Source organism: Paenarthrobacter sp. 10L412 (assembly GCF_056395565.1).
Window position 1 is genome coordinate 214,200 of the sequence record NZ_JBFTJT010000002.1, and the last position, 18,212, is coordinate 232,411.

Below are 18,212 nucleotides of genomic sequence, written 5' to 3' on the forward strand. Positions count from 1 at the left end.
CAGCCGCGTAGGCTCAGCGTGCTTGCTTTGCAAAAATTCCGTCTTCGCCGAAGCGGTGGGCAAGTTTGTTGGCGCCGTAGATCAGCAGGGCACTGACCACACCCTTCGCCAGGCCCGCTGCGGCACCTGAACTCCAGCCGCCACCGACCACACCGGTGTAGTAGGTAAAGGTGTCCAGCACTTCCGCTGCCCCTGCACCCACGGCGTCACGTTGGAGGATGAACTGCTCAAAACCGACGGAGAGGATGTCTCCAATGCGCAGGATCAGGAGCAGCACGATCACCGGCCTTAGCCCAGGCAAGGTGATGTGCCACATCCGGCGCCAACGTCCCGCACCGTCAGCAGCCGCTGCCTCATACAAAGAGGCATCAATGCTTGCCAAGGCTGCGAGGAAGATGATCATGGCCCAGCCGGCGTCCTTCCAGATCATCTGGACAACCACCATGACTGGAAAGGTTTCCGGATTGGTCATGAACGGAATTGGATCCATGCCCATATCGCGAAGCAGGTTGTTGACGAAGCCCGCACCGCCCAACATCTGCTGGAAGAATGCGATCACCAGGACCCAGGACAGGAAGTGCGGCAGGTAGGCGATGCTCTGGAAAATCCTGCGGACCCGCGTGCTGATCAGGGAGTCCACAATCAGTGCAAGCACCAGCGGCACCGGGAAAAGGAAAACCAGCTGCCATGCCGCAAGGTAGAGCGTGTTCCAGAACGCGTGGATGAAGTCGGGGTTGCCGAACAGGTCCACGAAGTTCTGCCAGCCAACAAAGAGGCTGTCCCCGATGCCGAGGTAGGGCTGGTAGTCCTGGAACGCGATGACGTTGCCCAGGATCGGGATGTAGAAGAAGAGCAGCAGGAAAGCAACACCCGGGAGCATCATCAGGAGCATCTGCTTATCGCGCCTCAGCCTTGACCGGAAGCTTTGCTGGGGTGCCCTGTTGCCCTTGCGCCTCCGCATGCCGGATTTTCCGGGCAATGGCTCCGGGACGCGGCGCGCTTCCGGCAAAGCCGGAGCTTGTTGCGTCGTCGAGTTCATGCTGTCTCCTCAGTGCAGGGGCAAGGGTTCTCAAATGTTGATTGAAGAGTGTGATTCAAAACACGCTCGTTAACCGTTTAACAAACCATAAACGACGACCTTCCCGTTTGCAAGATCATGATTGAAACTGACGATAGAAATCAGTTTTGATCATTATTCGCGGTGTGGCCCACCCCACTAAGATTGATGGAGAACCGCAGAGGGAAGGTTGATATGGCAGATTGCTGCAGCCCGGGCGCCGGCGCCCGGGAACACACGGCACCCGGACTGATGCTCCCACTACGCGCGGCGGGCGGACACCGGAACCCGACGGCCGGCGTCGTCCGTTCCGGCAACCACGCCGTGACGGCGGTTAATGGCGACGTCGAGATCCCCTCCGGGACTTTCGCCATGGGCGATCCTTTTGGCGAAGGCTACGACGGCGACGGCGAGACGCCAGTCCACGAAGTGTCCGTTTCCGGATTCACCATCAGCGCCACCGCGGTCACCAACACGGAGTTCGCGGCATTCATGGATGCCACAGGGCACAGCACGGAATCTGAAGAGTTCGGGACATCTGCGGTGTTCCATCTTGCAGTCAAGGCCGAGCCGCACGACATCCTGAACAGGGTCAACAACGTCCCTTGGTGGCTCAATGTGCGGGGCGCAGACTGGGCCCACCCGGCCGGACCCCTCTCCCACTGGACGGACATCCCGGACCATCCAGTGACGCATGTGTCCTTCAACGACGCCTTGGCCTACTGCGCCTGGGCGGGGCGACGACTGCCCACCGAAGCGGAATGGGAGTATGCAGCCCGGGGCGGTGCGTCCGGGCAGCGCTATCCATGGGGCAACGAACTTCACAATGACAGCGCCGAAGGCAGCGCCCGGCACAACTGCAACATCTGGCAGGGCGAGTTTCCGGTGCGTAACGACGTCGAGGACGGCTACCTCACCACAGCGCCGGCCAGGTCCTTCGCCCCCAACGGCTATGGGCTCTACCAGACCAGCGGCAATGTGTGGGAGTGGTGCAGCGATTGGTTCCTACCCAAGTACTACCAGACGTGCCTGACCGCCGGAACCGTAGAAGACCCGCAGGGCCCAACGATTGGCCGCGGAAGGGTCATGCGCGGCGGCTCATACCTTTGCCACGACTCCTACTGCAACCGTTACCGGCTGGCCGCGCGGAGTTCCAACACGCCTGACTCGGCCAGCGCCAACCTCGGATTCAGGACCGTAGCGCTCTAAGCTTCCCGGGTCAGCCAAGGATCCCCGTCAGTTGATGATTTCGCCGCGCTCGTCAGCAAGAATTGCCGCCAGGCGTTCCTTCCATGCTCGCAGCGCCTCGGGCTCCAGCCGCGTCCAATCGGTGACTTCGCCCAGGACCCTGAGCGGGGCTGTGCTGCGGTATGACCGGGTGGGGTTGCCGGGGAATTTCTTGTCGGTCACGTTGGGGTCGTCCTCGAATGGCCCGGTCGGCTCGACGGCGTAAACGCGCGGGGCCCCCTTACCTGCCGCGAGTTCGGCAGCCAGTCCTGCGCCGTCCCGCAGAGCAGTGAAGTAGATGTGGTTCATCACGACCTCGGGCCGATAGTTCGACCTGAAGCCCGCGCTCAGGAGATCACCTTCCCGAAGGTTGGCCTTTGTGCCATGAAAGAACGGACCCTCGTCCAACGGTTGATTCACAGTTACACCCTAATCGCATGACGCGCAGGGCAGGTTACTGCGAGCTCCGCGGTCAAAGCCCCTTGTGTCCGTGCCCCCTGGGACCATGCCCCTTGAGGACAGCCGGAAGCTCACCGGCCACAATGCGCTGTGCCGTCACGGTGTCACCGTCCTTGGTCCCTGCTATCCGTACGGTGTCGCCCGCCTTAAGATCCGCCGCGGTTGCTGAAGGCAGCGTGGGCTTGCCCTTGCCATTGCGCAGTTCTGAGAGGTCAGTGGGCATGCGTGAGATGCGGGTCCCGGAGTTGATCGCATAGCTCTGCGTGAAGCCATCCTCGCTCTTGACGGTGATGGCAGAATCGCTCACGGACTCGATCTTGCCGGCCTGCGTGACCACAGTGCGGAAGGTACCGTCCTGCTCTTTCACAACGTGCTCGCCATGGATCCCATGGGCTCGCCCCTCAGGGCGCTTGGCGCCATCAGATGCGGAGGGACTTGGTGAGGCAGTAGCGCTCGACGGCGATGGGCTGGGTTGGGTGCCTGCCCACACTGCGGCTGCCCCGCCGCCGGTCAGGGCGACGGCGATGCCGCTGGCGATAAGGGCCTTCCGAAGGCCCGGTGTAATGGTGGCCATGCATCCATTCTGCGCCCCTTACACAAAAAAGTAGCTCGCAGTCGTGGTTGTTCTGAGCTCTCAAAACAACCACAACTGCGAGCTATTTGGGCAACTGGCTGCCGGATTTAGCCCTGTACGCCGAGCTTTTCCAGGATGAGTTCGCGAACGCGGTTGGCATCAGCCTGGCCACGTGTTGCCTTCATGACACCGCCCACAATTGCGCCAATGGCTTGGACCTTGCCGCCACGGATCTTCTCCGCGACGTCAGGCTGTGCCGCAAGGGCGGCGTCGATGGCTTCCAGCAGCGGACCGTCGTCGGAAACCACCGCAAGGCCGCGCTTTTCAACGATCTCGCCCGGAGTACCTTCGCCGGCAAGTACGCCGTCCAGGACCTGCGTGGCCATCTTGTTGTTGATCTTGCCGTCCTCGACCAGCTTGTTCAGCTCGACGATGACCAGCGGTGTGACACCCAGAGCGGAAGGATCGACGTCGGCAACCTTGGCGCGGCCAACGATCTCACCCATCCACCACTTCCGGGCAACATCTGCGCTGGCACCGGCTGCGATGGTTTCCTCGATGGAGTCCATGACGCCGGCGTTGACCACATCGCGGAACTCCAGATCCGAGTAGCCCCAGGCTTCCTTGAGCCGCTTGCGACGCTCGGCCGGCGGCTCCGGAAGGGTGGCGCGAAGCTCCTCCACCCACTCACGGGAGGCGACGACGGGAACCAGGTCCGGCTCGGGGAAGTAGCGGTAATCGTCGGCGTCGGACTTGGCGCGGCCCGACGTCGTCGAACGCGTGTCCTCGTGCCAGTGGCGCGTCTCCTGGATCACCGGCTGGCCGGAGTCCAGGACTGCAGCGTGGCGCTGGATCTCGTAACGAACGGCGTGCTCGACGGCGCGCAGCGAGTTAACGTTCTTCGTCTCCGAGCGGATGCCGAAGCGTTCCTGGCCGTGCGGGCGCAGGGAAACGTTGGCGTCGCAGCGGACGTTGCCGCGTTCCATCTTGGCGTCCGAAACACCAAGGTTCTTCACGATTTCGCGGACTGCGGCAACGTAGGCCTTGGCCAGCTCCGGGGCACGGCTTCCGGCACCCTGGATCGGCTTGGTGACGATTTCCACCAACGGAACACCCGAACGGTTGTAGTCCACCAGCGAGTAGTCGGCGCCCTGGATGCGGCCTGCAGAACCACCCATGTGGGTGAGCTTTCCCGCGTCCTCTTCCATGTGGGCGCGCTCGATCTCGACGCGGAAGACCGTGCCGTCCTCAAGCTCGATGTCGAGGTAGCCGTCGTACGCGATCGGCTCGTCGTACTGCGAGGTCTGGAAGTTTTTCGGGGTGTCCGGGTAGAAATAGTTCTTCCGGGCGAAACGGCAGTACTCGGCGATCTTGCAGTTCAGGGCAAGGCCGATCTTGATGGAGGACTCCACAGCCGTCTTGTTCACCACCGGGAGGACGCCGGGCATGCCGAGATCCACCTCGTTGACGTTGGTGTTCGGCTCATCGCCGAAGACGTTCGGCGCGGAGGAGAACATCTTGGTCTTGGTGTTGAGCTCCACGTGGACCTCGAAACCCAGAACAGGATCGTACTTCTCCATGGCCTCTTCGAAGCTCAGGGTTGCGTCGACGGACATTAGTTTGAACCTCCGGCGGAGTTGGATGCGGCACCGAGAGCGGGTGTCTTCAATTCAGGAGCCTGGGCAAGAAGCGGGCCGCCCCACTTTTCTTCCAGGATGGATTCAAGCACAGCACCTACGCGGTACAGGCGGGCATCCTGACGGGCAGGGGCCAGCAGCTGCACGCCAACGGGCAAGCCGTCCTCGTCAGCCAGGCCACCGGGCAGCGACAAGCCCGGGATACCAGCCATATTGGCGGGGATGGTGGCGACGTCGTTCAGGTACATGGCCAGAGGATCGTTGGCCTTCTCCCCCAGTTTGAACGCTGTGGTGGGAGCCGTAGGCGAAATGAGGACATCCGCCTTCGAGAACGCGGCGTCGAAATCGCGCTGAATGAGCGTGCGGACCTTCTGCGCCGAACCGTAATAGGCGTCGTAATAGCCAGCGCTCAGGGCGTAGGTGCCCAGGATGATGCGGCGCTTGACCTCATCACCAAACCCAGCGGCGCGGGTTGCACCCATGACGCGCTCGATCGTCATTGGGCCGTCCTTGGGCAGGGCACGCAAGCCATACCGAACGCCGTCGAACTTGGCCAGGTTGCTGGACGCCTCGGACGGCATGATCAGGTAGTAAGCGCCCAGGGCGTACTTCAGGTTGGGGCAGGAAACCTCAACGATTTCAGCGCCGGCATCCTTCAGCAGCTGAAGGGACTCGTTGAAGCGGTTCTCGACGCCGGCCTGATAGCCCTCGCCGTGCAGCTCCTTGATGATGCCGATCTTCATTCCAGCAACATTGCCCACGCGGGCAGCAGCGGCCAGGTTGTCGAACGGATCGGTCAGGGACGTGGAATCGAACGGATCATGGCCGCCGATGACTTCCTGCAACAGAGCCGCGTCCAGCACCGTGCGGGACACCGGGCCAATCTGGTCCAGGGAGGATGCCATGGCAATCGCGCCGTAGCGGGAAACTGCACCATACGTCGGCTTGACGCCGACGGTTCCGGTGACAGCACCGGGCTGGCGGATCGATCCACCGGTGTCAGTGCCCAGCGCCAGCGGCGCTTCAAAAGCAGCGACGGCGGCAGCCGAGCCACCGCCTGAACCGCCAGGAATGCGGTCCAGGTCCCAAGGGTTGCGGGTGGGCCCGTACGCCGAATGCTCCGTGGAGGAACCCATGGCGAACTCGTCAAGGTTGGTCTTGCCGAGGATGGGCATCTTGGCCGCGCGCAGCTTCTTCACCACGGTGGCGTCATAGGGGCTGTGCCAGCCCTCAAGGATCTTCGAACCAGCCGTCGTCGGCTGGCCAATCGTCACGATCAAGTCCTTCACAGCGATCGGCACACCAGCCAGGGCATGAAGTTCCCCGGCAGCGGCGCCACCAGCGGCACGCGCAGCGTCAACCTCGGCCGCAACAGCCAGGGCTTCCTCCGTATTAACGTGCAGGAACGCGTTGATCTGGCCGTCCACGTCAGCAATACGGTCAAGGTGCGCCTGCGTCACTTCAACAGCGGAAACCTCGCGGGCAGCAAGCTTCGCAGCAAGATCGGCAGCGGAGTGGCGAATGAGTTCGTTCTTCAGCTCAGTCATGGTAATTAGTCCTCATCCAGGATTGCCGGGACCTTGAAACGGTTCTCGTAAGCATCCGGAGCGCCGGACAACGCCTGCTCAGCCGTAAACGTGTGGCCCACGACGTCCTCACGGAACACGTTGGTCAACGGAATCGGGTGGGACGTGGCCGGGACATCCTCCCCGGCGGCTTCGCTGACGGACTTCACCGAATCCACGATGACGGCAAGCTCAACCGCCATCCTGTCCAGCTCTTCGGCACTCATTTCAATGTGAGCCAGACGCGCAAGATGCGCGACGTCGTCACGGTTGATCGCAGCCATGGATCTCCCCTGCAAAGTTCAAATGGTTTTCCGAACCAGTCTACTTGGCTGTGCGGGACGATACCGACGCCGAATAGGTGAGCAGCAGGTGACGTGGCGCCTTTCGGCGGCCCGCGCGACGCTCCCTCGGCTGCTCGCTCGTTCCTCGCTTAGACGCAGCCTACGGGAGGTCCCGCCGCCCGCCGATGTGCCTCCCTCCCCTAACGCCGAACCCACCCAGCGCCGAGTCACCCCCCACAACAAGCGAGACAGCAAAGCGGACCATTCGCGCTTTGCTGTCTCGTTTGTTTTATTGGGTTGGGGGCTGGGTGGGTTTGCGGGGCGGACTGGGTCTGACTCCGCAGCGGCCGGTGGGCCTCCGACGCAAAACCGGGCCAGGCATCCGGAAGCGTGCGTCAAAGCGACGAAGGAGCAGCACGCGGAGGATGTCTGACCCGGTTTTGCACCTCACGTGCAGACCGGTGCTTTGGGAACGGCAGCCTAGCCGATGCCGATTGCTCCGGTCAGGACTCCGACCGCCAGCATGACGATCGAGATGACTGCAGTGCGCCAGAGGACCTTCTTGTGGTGGTCGCCCAGGTCTACCTTTGCCAGCGACACCAACAGCAGGATCGCAGGGACCAGGGGGCTCTGGAGGTGGAACGGCTGGCCGGTGATGGAAGCGCGGGCCATGTCCGCTGCGCCGACGCCGTAGTGGGCTGCGGTTTCACTGAGGACCGGCAGTACACCGAAGTAGAACGCGTCGTTGCTCATGAAGAAGGTCATCGGGATGCTCAGCACGCCGGTGATGACTGCCATGAACGGACCCATGTCCGCGGGGATGATCTGGACGAGCCACTCGGACATTGCCTTGACCATGCCGGTGCCGTTGAGGACACCGGTGAGGACTGCAGCGGCCATGACCATGCTGACGACGGCGACGATCGACGGTGCGTGGGCGATCAGCTGGGCACCCTGGTCCTTGACCTTGGGGAAGTTGACCAGCAGTGCGATGGCGGAGCCCACCATGAAAACGAACGGGAGCGGGACGATGTTCGCTACCAGGGTGACCATGACGGCGACCGTGAGCCCAAGGTTGAACCAGAACAGTTTGGGGCGCAGCGTGGTGCGGTTGGGATCCAGTGCGGTGTCAGCCATGGCGGTGTCGTGATCGTCCACCAGCTCTTGGGTACGTTCAAGAACTGCGACGCCGGCGCCTCCGCCGGTTACCGGCTTGGGTGCGGTGCGGCCAAAGCCGAAGCGGCCCTTGCTGACGCCCGAACCACCAGTGGCGGCCGAACCGCCGCGGCCAGTGCCGCCGTCGAACGCGTCGGACGGATTGGCGACGTCGCCCCAGATTTCGGGCGCGGTGGTGCGGAGGCGGTTACGTTCCTGCAGACCAAGCAGCCAGGAGAAGACGAGCACGACGATAAGGCCAACGATGAGGGACGGGACCATGGGGACGAAGACGTCATTGACGTCCAGCTTCAGTGCGGTAGCGGCGCGGGCTGTGGGTCCGCCCCACGGCAGGATGTTCATGGTGCCGTTGGCGAGGCCGGCCACGCAAGTGAGGACAACGGGACTCATCTTCAGGCGCAGGTAGACCGGCAGCATGGCGGCGGTGGTGAGGATGAACGTGGTCGAACCGTCACCGTCCAGGGAGACTGCCGCGGCGAGGATAGCTGTGCCCAGGACTACCTTGGCGGGATCGTTGCCGAGCTTGCGCAGAATGAACTTCACCAGGGGGTCGAACAGTCCGACGTCGATCATCAGGCCGAAGTAGATGATGGCGAACATGAGGAGCGCGGCCGTGGAGGTCATGGACTTCATCGAGTCCATGACCATGGGGCCTATGCCCAAGCCGGCCCCCGCGAAGAGACCGAAGATGGTGGGGACGATGATCAGCGCCAAGACGGGCGTCAACTTTTTGGTCATGATCAGGACCATGAATACCGCAATCATTGCGAATCCAAGCAAAACCAGCACGGCCGGCTCCTTACTACTGTGAATGGCACCACTTCGGTGTGATGCGCACTACAGACGTTATAGTGGCGCCCGTCACGGGCTGGGGTTTCCGGGAATTGTTGGGAATACTGATCATTGCGAGCGTTTTGCGCATTGTGCTCAGTGCTTCAATGGAGCTGGAGGAAAGGAGTAACGGTGCCGCGTTTTACCAGGGTCAGTATGCGTTTCTCCACCCAGACGCTCCTCCTCCAGCTGGGGGTAGTTCTGCTCGTAGTGCTCCTGAGCGGTGCCGTCCACGCGTGGCTGGTCTACGAACGGATCGGCGACGAAGCCGAAAACCAGGCACTCACCCTCGCCCGCACAGTTGCGGCGGATCCCGACATCAGGGAAGACGTCGAGGCAATCAGCAAAGAAGAAGGAACACCGCCGGCCAGCGTCCTCGCCGCCGGGCCCTTGCAAGCAGCAGCAGAAGCGGCCCGGATCCGCACTGGGGCCCTCTTCGTGGTCATCACGGACGAAACCGGACTCCGATTGGCCCACCCGGAAATTGCGCGGCTCGGTGAGCGCGTGAGCACAGATCCCTCTGTGGCCTTGGCCGGCCAGGAGATCACCACCCGCAACACGGGCACTTTGGGTCCATCGGCGGGCGCCAAGGTGCCGGTGTACGCACCCTCATCCGACGGCGCAGCAACCGCTGGAACCGCTGGAACCATCGTGGGCGAGGTGAGCGTGGGTTACTCCATGGAGTCCCTCACCAAGAGCCTGGCACAGGACATTGTGCCCATTGCCCTGACCGCGGGCGGCGCACTCCTGGCTGGCGTCCTCGCTTCATTCCTGCTCCGGCGCCGCCTCCAACGCCTCACGTTGGGCTTGGAACCAGAGGAGATCAGCACCCTCGTCCACGACCAAGTGGCAGTGCTCCAAGGCGTGGACGAGGGCGTGATCGGGATCGCCGCCGATGGACGCATCTCCGTGTTCAACGCAGCTGCCGCCAGGCTCCTGGACCTGCCCGACGCCACCGGTCAGGACTGGGCCACAGCCAACGTTCCCGGGCAACTCAAGCAGCTCACCCAACCGGCAGCCCGTGACGCCGAAGCCGTGGAACTGGTAGCGGGAGGACGAGTCCTGGTGGCCAGCGCCCGAAAAGCCTGGCACCGCAAGGAAGACCTCGGCTGGGTAGTCATGCTCCGCGACCGCACCGAACTGCAGCAACTGACCCGACAGTTGGACGCGGTGGGAACCATGTCTACCGCCCTGCGCGCCCAGCGCCACGAATTCGCCAACCAGCTCCACACCATTGCCGGCTTCATGAGCATCGGCCAACACGAGCAAGCCAAGGAATACCTGGCCCGGATCTCCGCCACAGGGCCGCTGAAGTTCCCTGTAGAGCAGGCGGAACTCCTTCAGGACACATACTTGCAGGCTTTTGTCGGCGCCAAGAGTGTAGAGGCTTCCGAACGAGGAGTGGCACTGCGGATCGGGCCGGAAACGCTGGTCCGGGGACACGTGGCCGATCCGCAGGACGTCACCACAGTGCTCGGCAACCTGATCGACAACGCCGTGAGTGCCGCCGTCGCCGGTTCCGCTTCGGAGCGTTGGGTAGAACTTGAGTTACTTGACGATGCCGGCCAGGACAGCGGAACGCTGCACATCGTCGTCGGCGATTCCGGAGACGGTTTGGGTGCCCTGGAACCCGAGGAAGTCTTCGCTGAAGGATTCACGACGTCGGAACAACCGGTACGCCCAGGGGCCGGACAAGGCTTGGGCTTGGCTTTGGTGCGGCAGTTGGCCCGCCGCAGGGGTGGGGACGTCCGCGTCCTGGAGAACGGCAGGAAAGGCGGCCCCGGAGCCGTTTTCATGGCGACAATACCTGGCGTGATGGGGCGAGCGGCCGCAGGCGCTGAAGCCTCAACCGGCACGGCACCTGGCACGGAAGCCGGTACGACAATGCGGGAGGACAGCAGTGGCTGAGGATTTGAGGGTGCTCATCGTGGACGATGATTTCCACGTTGCCAGACTGCATGCAGCCTACGTGGACTCGGTGGCCGGATTCATGGCGCTCGCTCCGGCAGGTTCGGTGTCCCAGGCTCTGCAGGCGATCCACAGCCTGCGTCCTGATTTGGTATTGCTGGACGTCTACCTGCCGGACGGTTCAGGGCTTGATTTGCTGGGCCAGCTGGACATCGATGCGATCATGCTGACAGCGGCCTCTGATGCCCCGTCCATCAGGGTTGCGATTCGGCGCGGCGCACTGGGGTACTTGTTGAAGCCCTTCACCGCGGAATCCTTGTCCCAGCAGCTGAGGTCCTATGCACGGTATCGCCGGATCCTTGGGCAGCAAACGGGTGTTGACCAGACCACCATTGAGCGTGCCAAACGGGCACTGATCCCAGGTGACGTGACGCCCACGCAAAAGCCACGCTCGGCAACCGAAGCCGCGGTCCTGGAATCGCTGCTTCCCGGCGAACAGTACTCAGCCGCCGAGGTCGCAGACCGGGTGGGCGTTTCCCGGGCGACCGCGCAGAGGTACCTGTCCTCGCTTGCCGACGACGGCGCCGTCGAAATCCAATTACGCTACGGAAGCACGGGCCGCCCGGAACACCGCTACGGCATTCCGGGCTAGCCCACGTAGTTCGCAGTTGGGTGAGCTACGCGGACTTCTGCGCGACGAGTTCGATCTCCACCAGCATCTTGGAATCCAGGAATGGCAGCACGTGCACCAGGGCCAGGGTGGGACGGATCTCACCGAAAACCTCGCCGTGGGCGCGGCCTGCGTCTTCCCACTTGCTGATATCCGTCAGGTACAGCTTGGACTGAACGACGTCCTCGTAGGAGAACCCGGCTTCTTCCAGGACCGCTCCGAGCTTCTCAAGGATGTATTTGGTCTGCGAGTAGAAGTCATCGCCGACAATGCCATCAGGCCCACTGGCCGCCGTGGCAGAAATGAAGAGTGTGTTGTCCACCTGGACCGCGCGGGAGTATCCCAGGGTCTGTTCCCAGACGGAACCCGTGCCATATGTCTTGCGCATGCCGCGCCTTTCCTGATCGCTGTGCCCGTCCCGGTTTGTACCAACCTGGCGGGGTTTACGAAAGGAAACTTTATGACCGTGGGAGGTCCAGCCTGTAAACGAACAGCTTTATGTCGGTGCCGGGGACGAACCAGTCGCGGTGCGGAGCGCGGGCAAAACCGGTCCGGGCGTAGAGGGCATTGGCACTCTCCCACGTGGCTCCCGTAGTGAGGGAGACAGCACCGATGCCGTCCATCGCTTTGGCTTGCTCGACGACGGCCTGCACCAATGCCCGTCCGGCGCCGGAACGCTGCACCGCGGGATCTACTACAAGGGTGCGCAGTTCCAGTTCGTCGTCCAGGCCGATGTCCGAGAAACCGCCACCCGCTGGTGCTGCCGTGACGGAACCGATCACCTGGCCGTTCCGTTCAGCAACGAAGATCTCGGCGTGCTCCGCGCGCGCTGCCACGTCCTGGAGTTGCTGCAGGTACGGGTGGTCCGCGCTGCCGTAGTACCCCGCGGTGACGTATGAATCCTGCGTGATGCGGGCAACGTCGTCGTAGTCTTCGGGCAGGGCTGGGCGGACAGTAATCGACGAATGCACTTATCAATGGTAGTGGCGCGGTCACCGCACCAAACGCCAAACAGCCCTTTCCGTGACCGAACTATCAGTCCGCCGCTGAATTCCCGACGGCGGATTTGTTGCGTCATGTTGATGAGGCCGGGTATCGCCGGGCTGCTTTTCTGTTGCCTTCTGTGGCGCTTGATTGAGTCCTATGGCGTGCTGTGAAGCCCGGTTTCCCGGTGTTGCGGGCACGTGTCGAAGAGCTGGCGAAGGGTGCTGCGACCGTGCTTGAGTTGCCACACGGCAACCGCACACTGCCGTTCACCCGCTTGGACAAGCTCGGAAAGACGAGCATTCGCCATATGCCAGCATTCGGACAATGCCGGCATTCGGACATACAGAACAGGAGGAACGATGCCCCCGGCCCAGATCAGCGTGACGCAGGCTCGCACCTGCTGTCCGTCCTGCCTTCAGAAATAAGCGATTTGCACCACCGCCGCCCGTTTGACGCCATTGGCTCCGGGCTGCGGCGACCTACCCGCACCTGAAAGGCCTCACATGTCCGCGTCCCCCCGCGTTCGAACACTGATCAACACCCCTCACCAACACACTGCACCCAATCGTCCTGCACCCAACCGCCGCCACATCCTGGGCGCCTTCCTTGCCCTCCCCGTCGTCGGCCTGCTGGCGGCCTGCGGCGGTTCGGCAACGGCTGGTGGCGGATCCACCCAGGCCGCGCAGGTCACCGCGCCGCTGGCCACCACTGTCCCGGAAGGAACCACCCTGGTGGTGGGCGACCCCACGGTCCAGGTTGCCTTGGAACTCTCCGGGCTGGACAAGAAACTCAGCTTCCCCGTGAAGTTCGCCAACATTTCCGGCGGCCCGGCTACCACCGAAGCCTTCCGGGCCAATGCCCTGGACGTTGGTTCGGTAGCCGACATTCCTCCTATCCACGCCACGTGGACCGGCCTGGACGTCCGGATCATTGCCAGCGTCTTCCGCCAGGACGCCGTGAACCACCCGCTCTACGAGCTGGGCGTGGCACCCGCTGCCGGGATCAAGGATCTCCAAGGACTTCGCGGCAAGAAGATCGCGTACAGCCCCGGCCAGGCGCAGGGCGCGCTCGTCCTGCGCATCCTGGAAAAGGCAGGCCTGCAGCAAAGCGACGTCAAGCTCGTGGAACTGCCCAGCACCGGGGACACCTATTCCACCGCCCTGTCCAGCAAGCAGGTTGATGCTGCCCCGCTGGGCGGCGTTCAAATCAAGAGATACCTTGCCAAGTACGGCGCCGACGGCGGAACCACGCTCCGGCACGGCCTCCGCGACGATCCCGGCCATCTGTATGCGCCGGCCAAAGTCTTGGAAGATCCGGCCAAGGCTGCAGCACTTGCTGAGTATGTGGGGCTGTGGGGTCAGGCACAGCGATGGATTCAGGACCACCCCAAAGAGTGGCTTGAAGGCTATTACGTCAAGAACCAGGGGCTCTCCGCCGAGGACGGCCAGTACCTGATCGACGCCGCCGGCAAGCGCGACCTGCCCACGTCGTGGACGGAGGCCATCGCCCGCCACCAGCAAACCATCGACCTGCTGGCCCGCGAGCAGAAGAAGCCGAAACTGGACGCCGCCAAGCTGTATGACCTGCGTTTCGAGGCCATCGGCGGCACAGCATACGCCGTGGCAGGGGGTGCTTAGCCATGACAACAACTGCTGCCCAGCGTGCGTCTGCCGCTACTGCCCGTGCCCGCACCGCTCCCCCGCCAACACGCGACGTCGGCACCCCGCCGTTGGCCGCCGTCGAACCTCATGGAGGTGCCGAACCTCATGGAGGTGCCGAACCTCATGGAGGTGCCGAACCTCATCTGGTTCTCGAGCCTCATCTGGATCCTGCGTTAACAGGCCGCCCGGATGTCCGGCCCGCCAGCCGGCGCCTTGGACCTGGTCGGCGTCGCCGCCTGGCCGGTTTGGTGGGTCCCGCCGCGCTGATCCTTGGGTGGGTTGCGGCCTCGGCCACCGGCCTGCTGGATCCACGGATCCTGTCCGAGCCGTGGACCGTGGTGTCCACGGCGGGCGAACTGATCGCAGACGGCCGGCTCCAGGAGAACCTGGCCATTTCTGCCCAGCGTGCCGGTTTGGGGCTCTTCTTTGGGATTGTGGTGGGCGCCCTGCTGGCGCTCGTGGCTGGACTGAGCCGGGCAGGTGAGGCGCTGATCGATGGGCCTGTGCAAATCAAGCGCGCCATCCCCGGCCTGGCCCTGATCCCCCTGCTCATCCTTTGGTTCGGCATCGACGAAACCATGAAGGTCCTGACCATCACCTTGGGTGTGTTCGTGCCGATCTACCTGCAAACGCACGCGGGGCTGCGGGGGATCGATCTTCGCTACGTTGAGCTGGCCCAGACTGTCGGGCTGACCCGGTCCGGGTTCATCCGCCGTGTGGTGCTCCCCGGGGCGTTGCCCGGATTCTTCCTGGGGCTCCGCTTCGCCGTTACTGGCGCCTGGGTGTCCTTGGTGGTGGTGGAGCAGATCAACTCCACCAGCGGCATCGGCTACATGATGGAGCTCGCCCGCACCTATGGCCAAACCAACATCATCGTCCTGGGCCTCGCCGTCTACGGCGTCCTTGGCCTGCTTTCCGACGCAGCCGTACGGCTCCTTGAACGAAAGGCATTGTCATGGCAACGTACGCTGGCAGGCTGACTCTGGACCAGCCGCTGCAGGCAGGAGCCTCTTCAGCGGAGACTTCCTTTGAGGTCTCCGTCCGCAACCTCATCCGCAGTTTCGGACCCAAGGGCGTGCTCAACGGCGTGGACCTGGACATCGCTCCTGGCGAGTTCGTCGCCCTGCTCGGGCCAAGCGGCTGCGGCAAGAGCACGCTGCTCCGCGCCCTCGCCGGCCTTGACCGCGACGTCCGCGGCAGCGGAATCGTCAAAGTCCCGGAACAGGTCTCGGTAGTGTTCCAGGATTCGCGACTCCTGCCGTGGGACACCGTCCTGGGCAACGTCACTTTGGGCCTCAGGGATCACGACGCCGGTGCCCGCGGACGCCGCGCCCTCGCCGAAGTGGGACTCGGCGGCCGCGAAAAGGCCTGGCCACATGAACTGTCCGGAGGTGAGCAGCAGCGCGTCGCCTTGGCGAGGTCGCTGGTGCGGGAGCCCCGGCTGCTTCTGGCCGACGAACCCTTCGGTGCCCTCGACGCCCTGACCCGGCTGAAGATGCACGTCCTGTTGAAGGATCTCGTGGCCGCACATCGTCCCGCCGTCTTGCTTGTTACCCACGACGTCGATGAAGCGATCACGTTGGCCGACCGCGTCATTGTCCTCCAAGACGGCCGCGTCGCTCTGGAGCGCAAGGCCGGAACCGCCGTCGACCATTCATCGCTGAGGGGCGAGCTCCTCGCTGCCCTCGGCGTCCACGTAGCTGCCTGAAACCCAACCTCTCACTCATCCCAACACCTCACGTAATCCAAGGAGAAACACATGTCCACCCCACCACGCCAACTCCACCTCAACGCCTTCCTGATGAGCACCGGCCACCACGAAGCCTCGTGGCGCCTGCCGGAAAGCGATCCTTTCGCCGCCACCAAGGTGGAGCACTACCAGCACCTGGCCCGCACGGCCGAACGCGGGAAACTGGACTCCATCTTCTTTGCGGACTCCCCTGTCCTCTTCGGAGAGGTGGGCCGTCGCCCTGCCGGCAAGCTGGAACCCACGGTCATGCTGACCGCCATCGCCGCCGCAACACAGAAGATCGGTCTGATCGCCACTGCCTCCACCACTTACAACGACCCCTTCAACCTGGCACGCCGCTTCGCTTCGGTGGACTGGGTGAGCGGAGGCCGCGCCGGTTGGAACGTCGTCACGACGGCGGGGCCGGACGCTGCGCGGAACTTCGGCGTCGATGACCAGCCGGCACACGCGGTTCGCTACGAGCGGGCGGCCGAGTTCATCGAGGTAGCCCAGAAACTGTGGGATAGCTGGGAGGATGACGCAGTCCTCGCCGACAAGGCCGAGGGCGTGTGGGGAGACGCCCACAAGATCCGCGCCATTGAGCACGAGGGCAAGCACTTCCGCGTCCGCGGTCCGCTAAACGTCCCCCGTTCCCCACAAGGCCACCCGCTGATCGTGCAGGCCGGATCCTCGGAGGACGGCAAGAAGCTCGCCGCCCAGTACGCCGAGGCAGTCTTCACCGCCCACCAGACAGTGGAGGATGCGCAGGCCTTCTACGCCGATCTCAAGGCCCGCACCTTGGCCGCTGGACGGGACCCCGAAGGCATCAAGATCCTGCCGGGCATCGTCCCGGTGATTGGTTCCACGGAGGCAGAAGCGCTGAAGCTCGAGCGCGAACTCGATGAGCTGATCAAGCCTGAATATGCCCGGGAGCAGTTGGCAAAGACCCTGCGGGTGGCACCCCAGGACCTGCCTCTGGACCAGCAGCTGCCGGCGGACCTTCCCTCCGAAGACGACATCGAGGGCGCAAAGAGCCGCTACACGCTGATCGTGGAGCTTGCCCGCCGCGAGCAGCTCACAGTCCGGCAATTGATCGGTCGCTTGGGCGGCGGGCGTGGCCACCGCACCTTCTCCGGGACGCCCGAGCAGGTAGCCGACGCCATCCAGGACTGGTTCCAAGCAGGCGCAGCCGACGGTTTCAACATCATGCCGCCGGTTCTCCCCTCCGGTTTGGAGATCTTCGTGGACCAGGTGGTGCCGATCCTCCAGCAGCGTGGCCTCTTCCGCACCGAATACACGGCGTCGACGCTGCGCGGGCACTACGGGCTTGCACGGCCCGCGAACCGATTTGCAGGTTCTGCGGCACAGCAGCTCACCTCCATCGGCTCGGCATTCTGATGACCGAATACCGCAACCTCGGGCGCACCGGCGTCAAGGTCAGCCAGCTGACCCTGGGAACCATGATGTTCGGGGCCATCGGCAATCCTGACCACGACGACAGCATCCGCATCATCCACAAGGCCTTGGACGCGGGCATCAACATAGTGGATACGGCCGATGTGTACTCCCAGGGCGAGTCGGAGGAGATCGTCGGAAAGGCCTTGAAGGGACGCCGCGATGACGTGGTCCTGGCAACCAAGGTCCACGGACGCCTCGGCGAGGACGTGAACCAGGCCGGCAATTCGCGCCGCTGGATCATCCGTGAAGTCGAGGACAGCCTGCGACGACTCCAAACAGACTGGATCGACCTCTACCAAGTCCACCGGCCGGATCCAGACACGGACATCGACGAAACGCTCGGCGCGCTCAGTGATCTCGTCGCGCAGGGCAAGATCCGGTACATCGGGACGTCCACGTTCCTTCCGGGGCAAATCGTCGAGGCACAGTACGTGGCCCGCGAGCGCCACCGGGAGCGGCCCGTGACCGAACAGCCGCCCTACTCGCTCCTGGCCCGTGGCGCTGAACGCGAGGTCCTGCCGCTTGCGCAGCGGCACGGGCTCGGTGTCCTTCCGTGGAGCCCCCTGGCTGGCGGTTGGTTGTCCGGAAGGATAAAGCACGACGGCGGACACCTTGCGTCGAGCCGGGCCGCACGCCAACCGGCCCGGCATGATCCTGACCTGCCCGAGAACGCCCTCAAGACCAAAGCCGTGCTTGAGCTGACGGACCTCGCCGACCAAGCCGGATTGTCCTTGATCCACCTCGCCTTGGCCTTCGTGCTGGAGCACCCTGCGGTGACCTCGGCGATCATCGGGCCACGGACACTGGAGCACCTCGAGGCGGCGCTCGGAGCGGACAAGCTTACGCTGTCCCCCGACGTCCTGGACAGGATCGACGAGATCGTGGCGCCGGGCACAACGCTGAACACGGCTGACGCGGGCTACGAGCCGGCATGGCTGACCGACCCGGCCCGGCGGCGTCGTTCATCGCGGTAAAACCCGGTTACCACG

The 18,212-nt window shown here is 63.7% G+C and carries 17 protein-coding genes; 8 read left to right on the plus strand and 9 right to left on the minus strand.

Going from position 1 to position 18,212, the window contains the following annotated elements:
• Positions 1-13 precede the first annotated feature (13 nt).
• A complete protein-coding gene (locus tag AC1DD7_RS02790; protein WP_477513705.1) occupies positions 14-1,039 on the minus strand; it encodes an ABC transporter permease in 1,026 nt (341 codons plus the stop codon).
• 213 nt (positions 1,040-1,252) lie between these two features.
• Here AC1DD7_RS02790 and AC1DD7_RS02795 point away from each other — a divergent pair, with 213 nt between their 5' ends.
• On the plus strand, positions 1,253-2,266 hold the full coding sequence (locus tag AC1DD7_RS02795) for a formylglycine-generating enzyme family protein (protein WP_477513706.1): 1,014 nt from the start codon (positions 1,253-1,255) through the stop codon (positions 2,264-2,266).
• Between the two features lie 27 nt (positions 2,267-2,293).
• Here the strand turns inward: AC1DD7_RS02795 and arr are convergent, their stop codons facing one another.
• From arr to AC1DD7_RS02825, 6 genes are all read right to left on the minus strand, one after another.
• Positions 2,294-2,704: an NAD(+)--rifampin ADP-ribosyltransferase gene (arr, locus tag AC1DD7_RS02800; protein ID WP_477513707.1), complete on the minus strand. Its 411-nt coding sequence runs from the start codon at positions 2,702-2,704 to the stop codon at positions 2,294-2,296.
• A 52-nt stretch (positions 2,705-2,756) separates the two neighbouring features.
• On the minus strand, positions 2,757-3,317 hold the full coding sequence (locus tag AC1DD7_RS02805) for a DUF5666 domain-containing protein (protein ID WP_477513708.1): 561 nt from the start codon (positions 3,315-3,317) through the stop codon (positions 2,757-2,759).
• A 107-nt stretch (positions 3,318-3,424) separates the two neighbouring features.
• Positions 3,425-4,933 carry an Asp-tRNA(Asn)/Glu-tRNA(Gln) amidotransferase subunit GatB gene (gene gatB / locus AC1DD7_RS02810; protein ID WP_477513709.1) on the minus strand — a complete coding sequence of 503 codons (1,509 nt, stop codon included), beginning with the start codon at positions 4,931-4,933 and terminating at the stop codon, positions 3,425-3,427.
• Positions 4,933-6,501: an Asp-tRNA(Asn)/Glu-tRNA(Gln) amidotransferase subunit GatA gene (gene gatA / locus AC1DD7_RS02815; protein WP_477513710.1), complete on the minus strand. Its 1,569-nt coding sequence runs from the start codon at positions 6,499-6,501 to the stop codon at positions 4,933-4,935. Before gatA ends, gatB begins: the two co-directional genes overlap by 1 nt.
• Positions 6,502-6,506: 5 nt before the next feature.
• Entirely contained in the window at positions 6,507-6,803 is a 297-nt protein-coding gene (gene gatC, locus AC1DD7_RS02820; protein ID WP_017199363.1) for an Asp-tRNA(Asn)/Glu-tRNA(Gln) amidotransferase subunit GatC, read from the minus strand.
• A 480-nt stretch (positions 6,804-7,283) separates the two neighbouring features.
• Positions 7,284-8,768, minus strand: coding sequence for a CitMHS family transporter (locus AC1DD7_RS02825; protein WP_477513711.1), 1,485 nt, complete (start codon positions 8,766-8,768; stop codon positions 7,284-7,286).
• A 198-nt stretch (positions 8,769-8,966) separates the two neighbouring features.
• On the opposite strand from AC1DD7_RS02825, the gene AC1DD7_RS02830 reads away from it, so the two are divergent.
• Both AC1DD7_RS02830 and AC1DD7_RS02835 read left to right on the plus strand, forming a co-directional pair.
• Entirely contained in the window at positions 8,967-10,718 is a 1,752-nt protein-coding gene (locus AC1DD7_RS02830) for a sensor histidine kinase (RefSeq protein ID WP_477513784.1), read from the plus strand.
• Positions 10,711-11,370 (plus strand): response regulator, encoded by a 660-nt coding sequence (locus AC1DD7_RS02835; RefSeq protein WP_431119273.1) that lies wholly within the window; start codon positions 10,711-10,713, stop codon positions 11,368-11,370. Before AC1DD7_RS02830 ends, AC1DD7_RS02835 begins: the two co-directional genes overlap by 8 nt.
• A 25-nt stretch (positions 11,371-11,395) precedes the next feature.
• On the opposite strand, the gene AC1DD7_RS02840 is transcribed toward AC1DD7_RS02835, so the two are convergent.
• Together AC1DD7_RS02840 and AC1DD7_RS02845 are read right to left on the minus strand one after the other, a co-directional pair.
• Positions 11,396-11,776 carry a RidA family protein gene (locus tag AC1DD7_RS02840; RefSeq protein WP_223948469.1) on the minus strand — a complete coding sequence of 127 codons (381 nt, stop codon included), beginning with the start codon at positions 11,774-11,776 and terminating at the stop codon, positions 11,396-11,398.
• Positions 11,777-11,846: 70 nt separating this feature from the next.
• Positions 11,847-12,359, minus strand: coding sequence for a GNAT family N-acetyltransferase (locus AC1DD7_RS02845; RefSeq protein WP_477513712.1), 513 nt, complete (start codon positions 12,357-12,359; stop codon positions 11,847-11,849).
• A 519-nt stretch (positions 12,360-12,878) separates the two neighbouring features.
• Between AC1DD7_RS02845 and AC1DD7_RS02850 the strand changes: the two genes are divergently transcribed.
• From AC1DD7_RS02850 to AC1DD7_RS02870, 5 genes are read left to right on the plus strand one after another with little or no spacing between them, the layout of a single operon-like run.
• Complete coding sequence (locus tag AC1DD7_RS02850; RefSeq protein WP_477513713.1) at positions 12,879-14,012, plus strand: ABC transporter substrate-binding protein; 1,134 nt, start codon at positions 12,879-12,881, stop codon at positions 14,010-14,012.
• A gap of 2 nt (positions 14,013-14,014) precedes the next feature.
• Positions 14,015-15,016 carry an ABC transporter permease gene (locus tag AC1DD7_RS02855; protein ID WP_477513714.1) on the plus strand — a complete coding sequence of 334 codons (1,002 nt, stop codon included), beginning with the start codon at positions 14,015-14,017 and terminating at the stop codon, positions 15,014-15,016.
• A complete protein-coding gene (locus AC1DD7_RS02860) occupies positions 14,992-15,744 on the plus strand; it encodes an ABC transporter ATP-binding protein (RefSeq protein ID WP_477513715.1) in 753 nt (250 codons plus the stop codon). Before AC1DD7_RS02855 ends, AC1DD7_RS02860 begins: the two co-directional genes overlap by 25 nt.
• A gap of 51 nt (positions 15,745-15,795) precedes the next feature.
• Positions 15,796-17,163 carry an LLM class flavin-dependent oxidoreductase gene (locus tag AC1DD7_RS02865; RefSeq protein WP_477513716.1) on the plus strand — a complete coding sequence of 456 codons (1,368 nt, stop codon included), beginning with the start codon at positions 15,796-15,798 and terminating at the stop codon, positions 17,161-17,163.
• Entirely contained in the window at positions 17,163-18,197 is a 1,035-nt protein-coding gene (locus AC1DD7_RS02870; protein WP_477513717.1) for an aldo/keto reductase, read from the plus strand. Before AC1DD7_RS02865 ends, AC1DD7_RS02870 begins: the two co-directional genes overlap by 1 nt.
• Positions 18,198-18,212: the final 15 nt, after the last annotated feature.

Excerpts from the sequence above, each read along its gene's own strand:
- AC1DD7_RS02790 (WP_477513705.1), bottom strand. The coding sequence starts at position 1,039 with ATGAACTCGACGACGCAACAAGCTCCGGCTTTGCCGGAAGCGCGCCGC.
- AC1DD7_RS02795 (WP_477513706.1), top strand. The coding sequence starts at position 1,253 with ATGGCAGATTGCTGCAGCCCGGGCGCCGGCGCCCGGGAACACACGGCA.
- AC1DD7_RS02805 (WP_477513708.1), bottom strand. The coding sequence starts at position 3,317 with ATGGCCACCATTACACCGGGCCTTCGGAAGGCCCTTATCGCCAGCGGC.
- gatB (WP_477513709.1), bottom strand. The coding sequence starts at position 4,933 with ATGTCCGTCGACGCAACCCTGAGCTTCGAAGAGGCCATGGAGAAGTAC.
- gatA (WP_477513710.1), bottom strand. The coding sequence starts at position 6,501 with ATGACTGAGCTGAAGAACGAACTCATTCGCCACTCCGCTGCCGATCTT.
- gatC (WP_017199363.1), bottom strand. The coding sequence starts at position 6,803 with ATGGCTGCGATCAACCGTGACGACGTCGCGCATCTTGCGCGTCTGGCT.
- AC1DD7_RS02830 (WP_477513784.1), top strand. The coding sequence starts at position 8,967 with ATGCGTTTCTCCACCCAGACGCTCCTCCTCCAGCTGGGGGTAGTTCTG.
- AC1DD7_RS02840 (WP_223948469.1), bottom strand. The coding sequence starts at position 11,776 with ATGCGCAAGACATATGGCACGGGTTCCGTCTGGGAACAGACCCTGGGA.
- AC1DD7_RS02850 (WP_477513713.1), top strand. The coding sequence starts at position 12,879 with ATGTCCGCGTCCCCCCGCGTTCGAACACTGATCAACACCCCTCACCAA.
- AC1DD7_RS02855 (WP_477513714.1), top strand. The coding sequence starts at position 14,015 with ATGACAACAACTGCTGCCCAGCGTGCGTCTGCCGCTACTGCCCGTGCC.
- AC1DD7_RS02860 (WP_477513715.1), top strand. The coding sequence starts at position 14,992 with ATGGCAACGTACGCTGGCAGGCTGACTCTGGACCAGCCGCTGCAGGCA.
- AC1DD7_RS02865 (WP_477513716.1), top strand. The coding sequence starts at position 15,796 with ATGTCCACCCCACCACGCCAACTCCACCTCAACGCCTTCCTGATGAGC.
- AC1DD7_RS02870 (WP_477513717.1), top strand. The coding sequence starts at position 17,163 with ATGACCGAATACCGCAACCTCGGGCGCACCGGCGTCAAGGTCAGCCAG.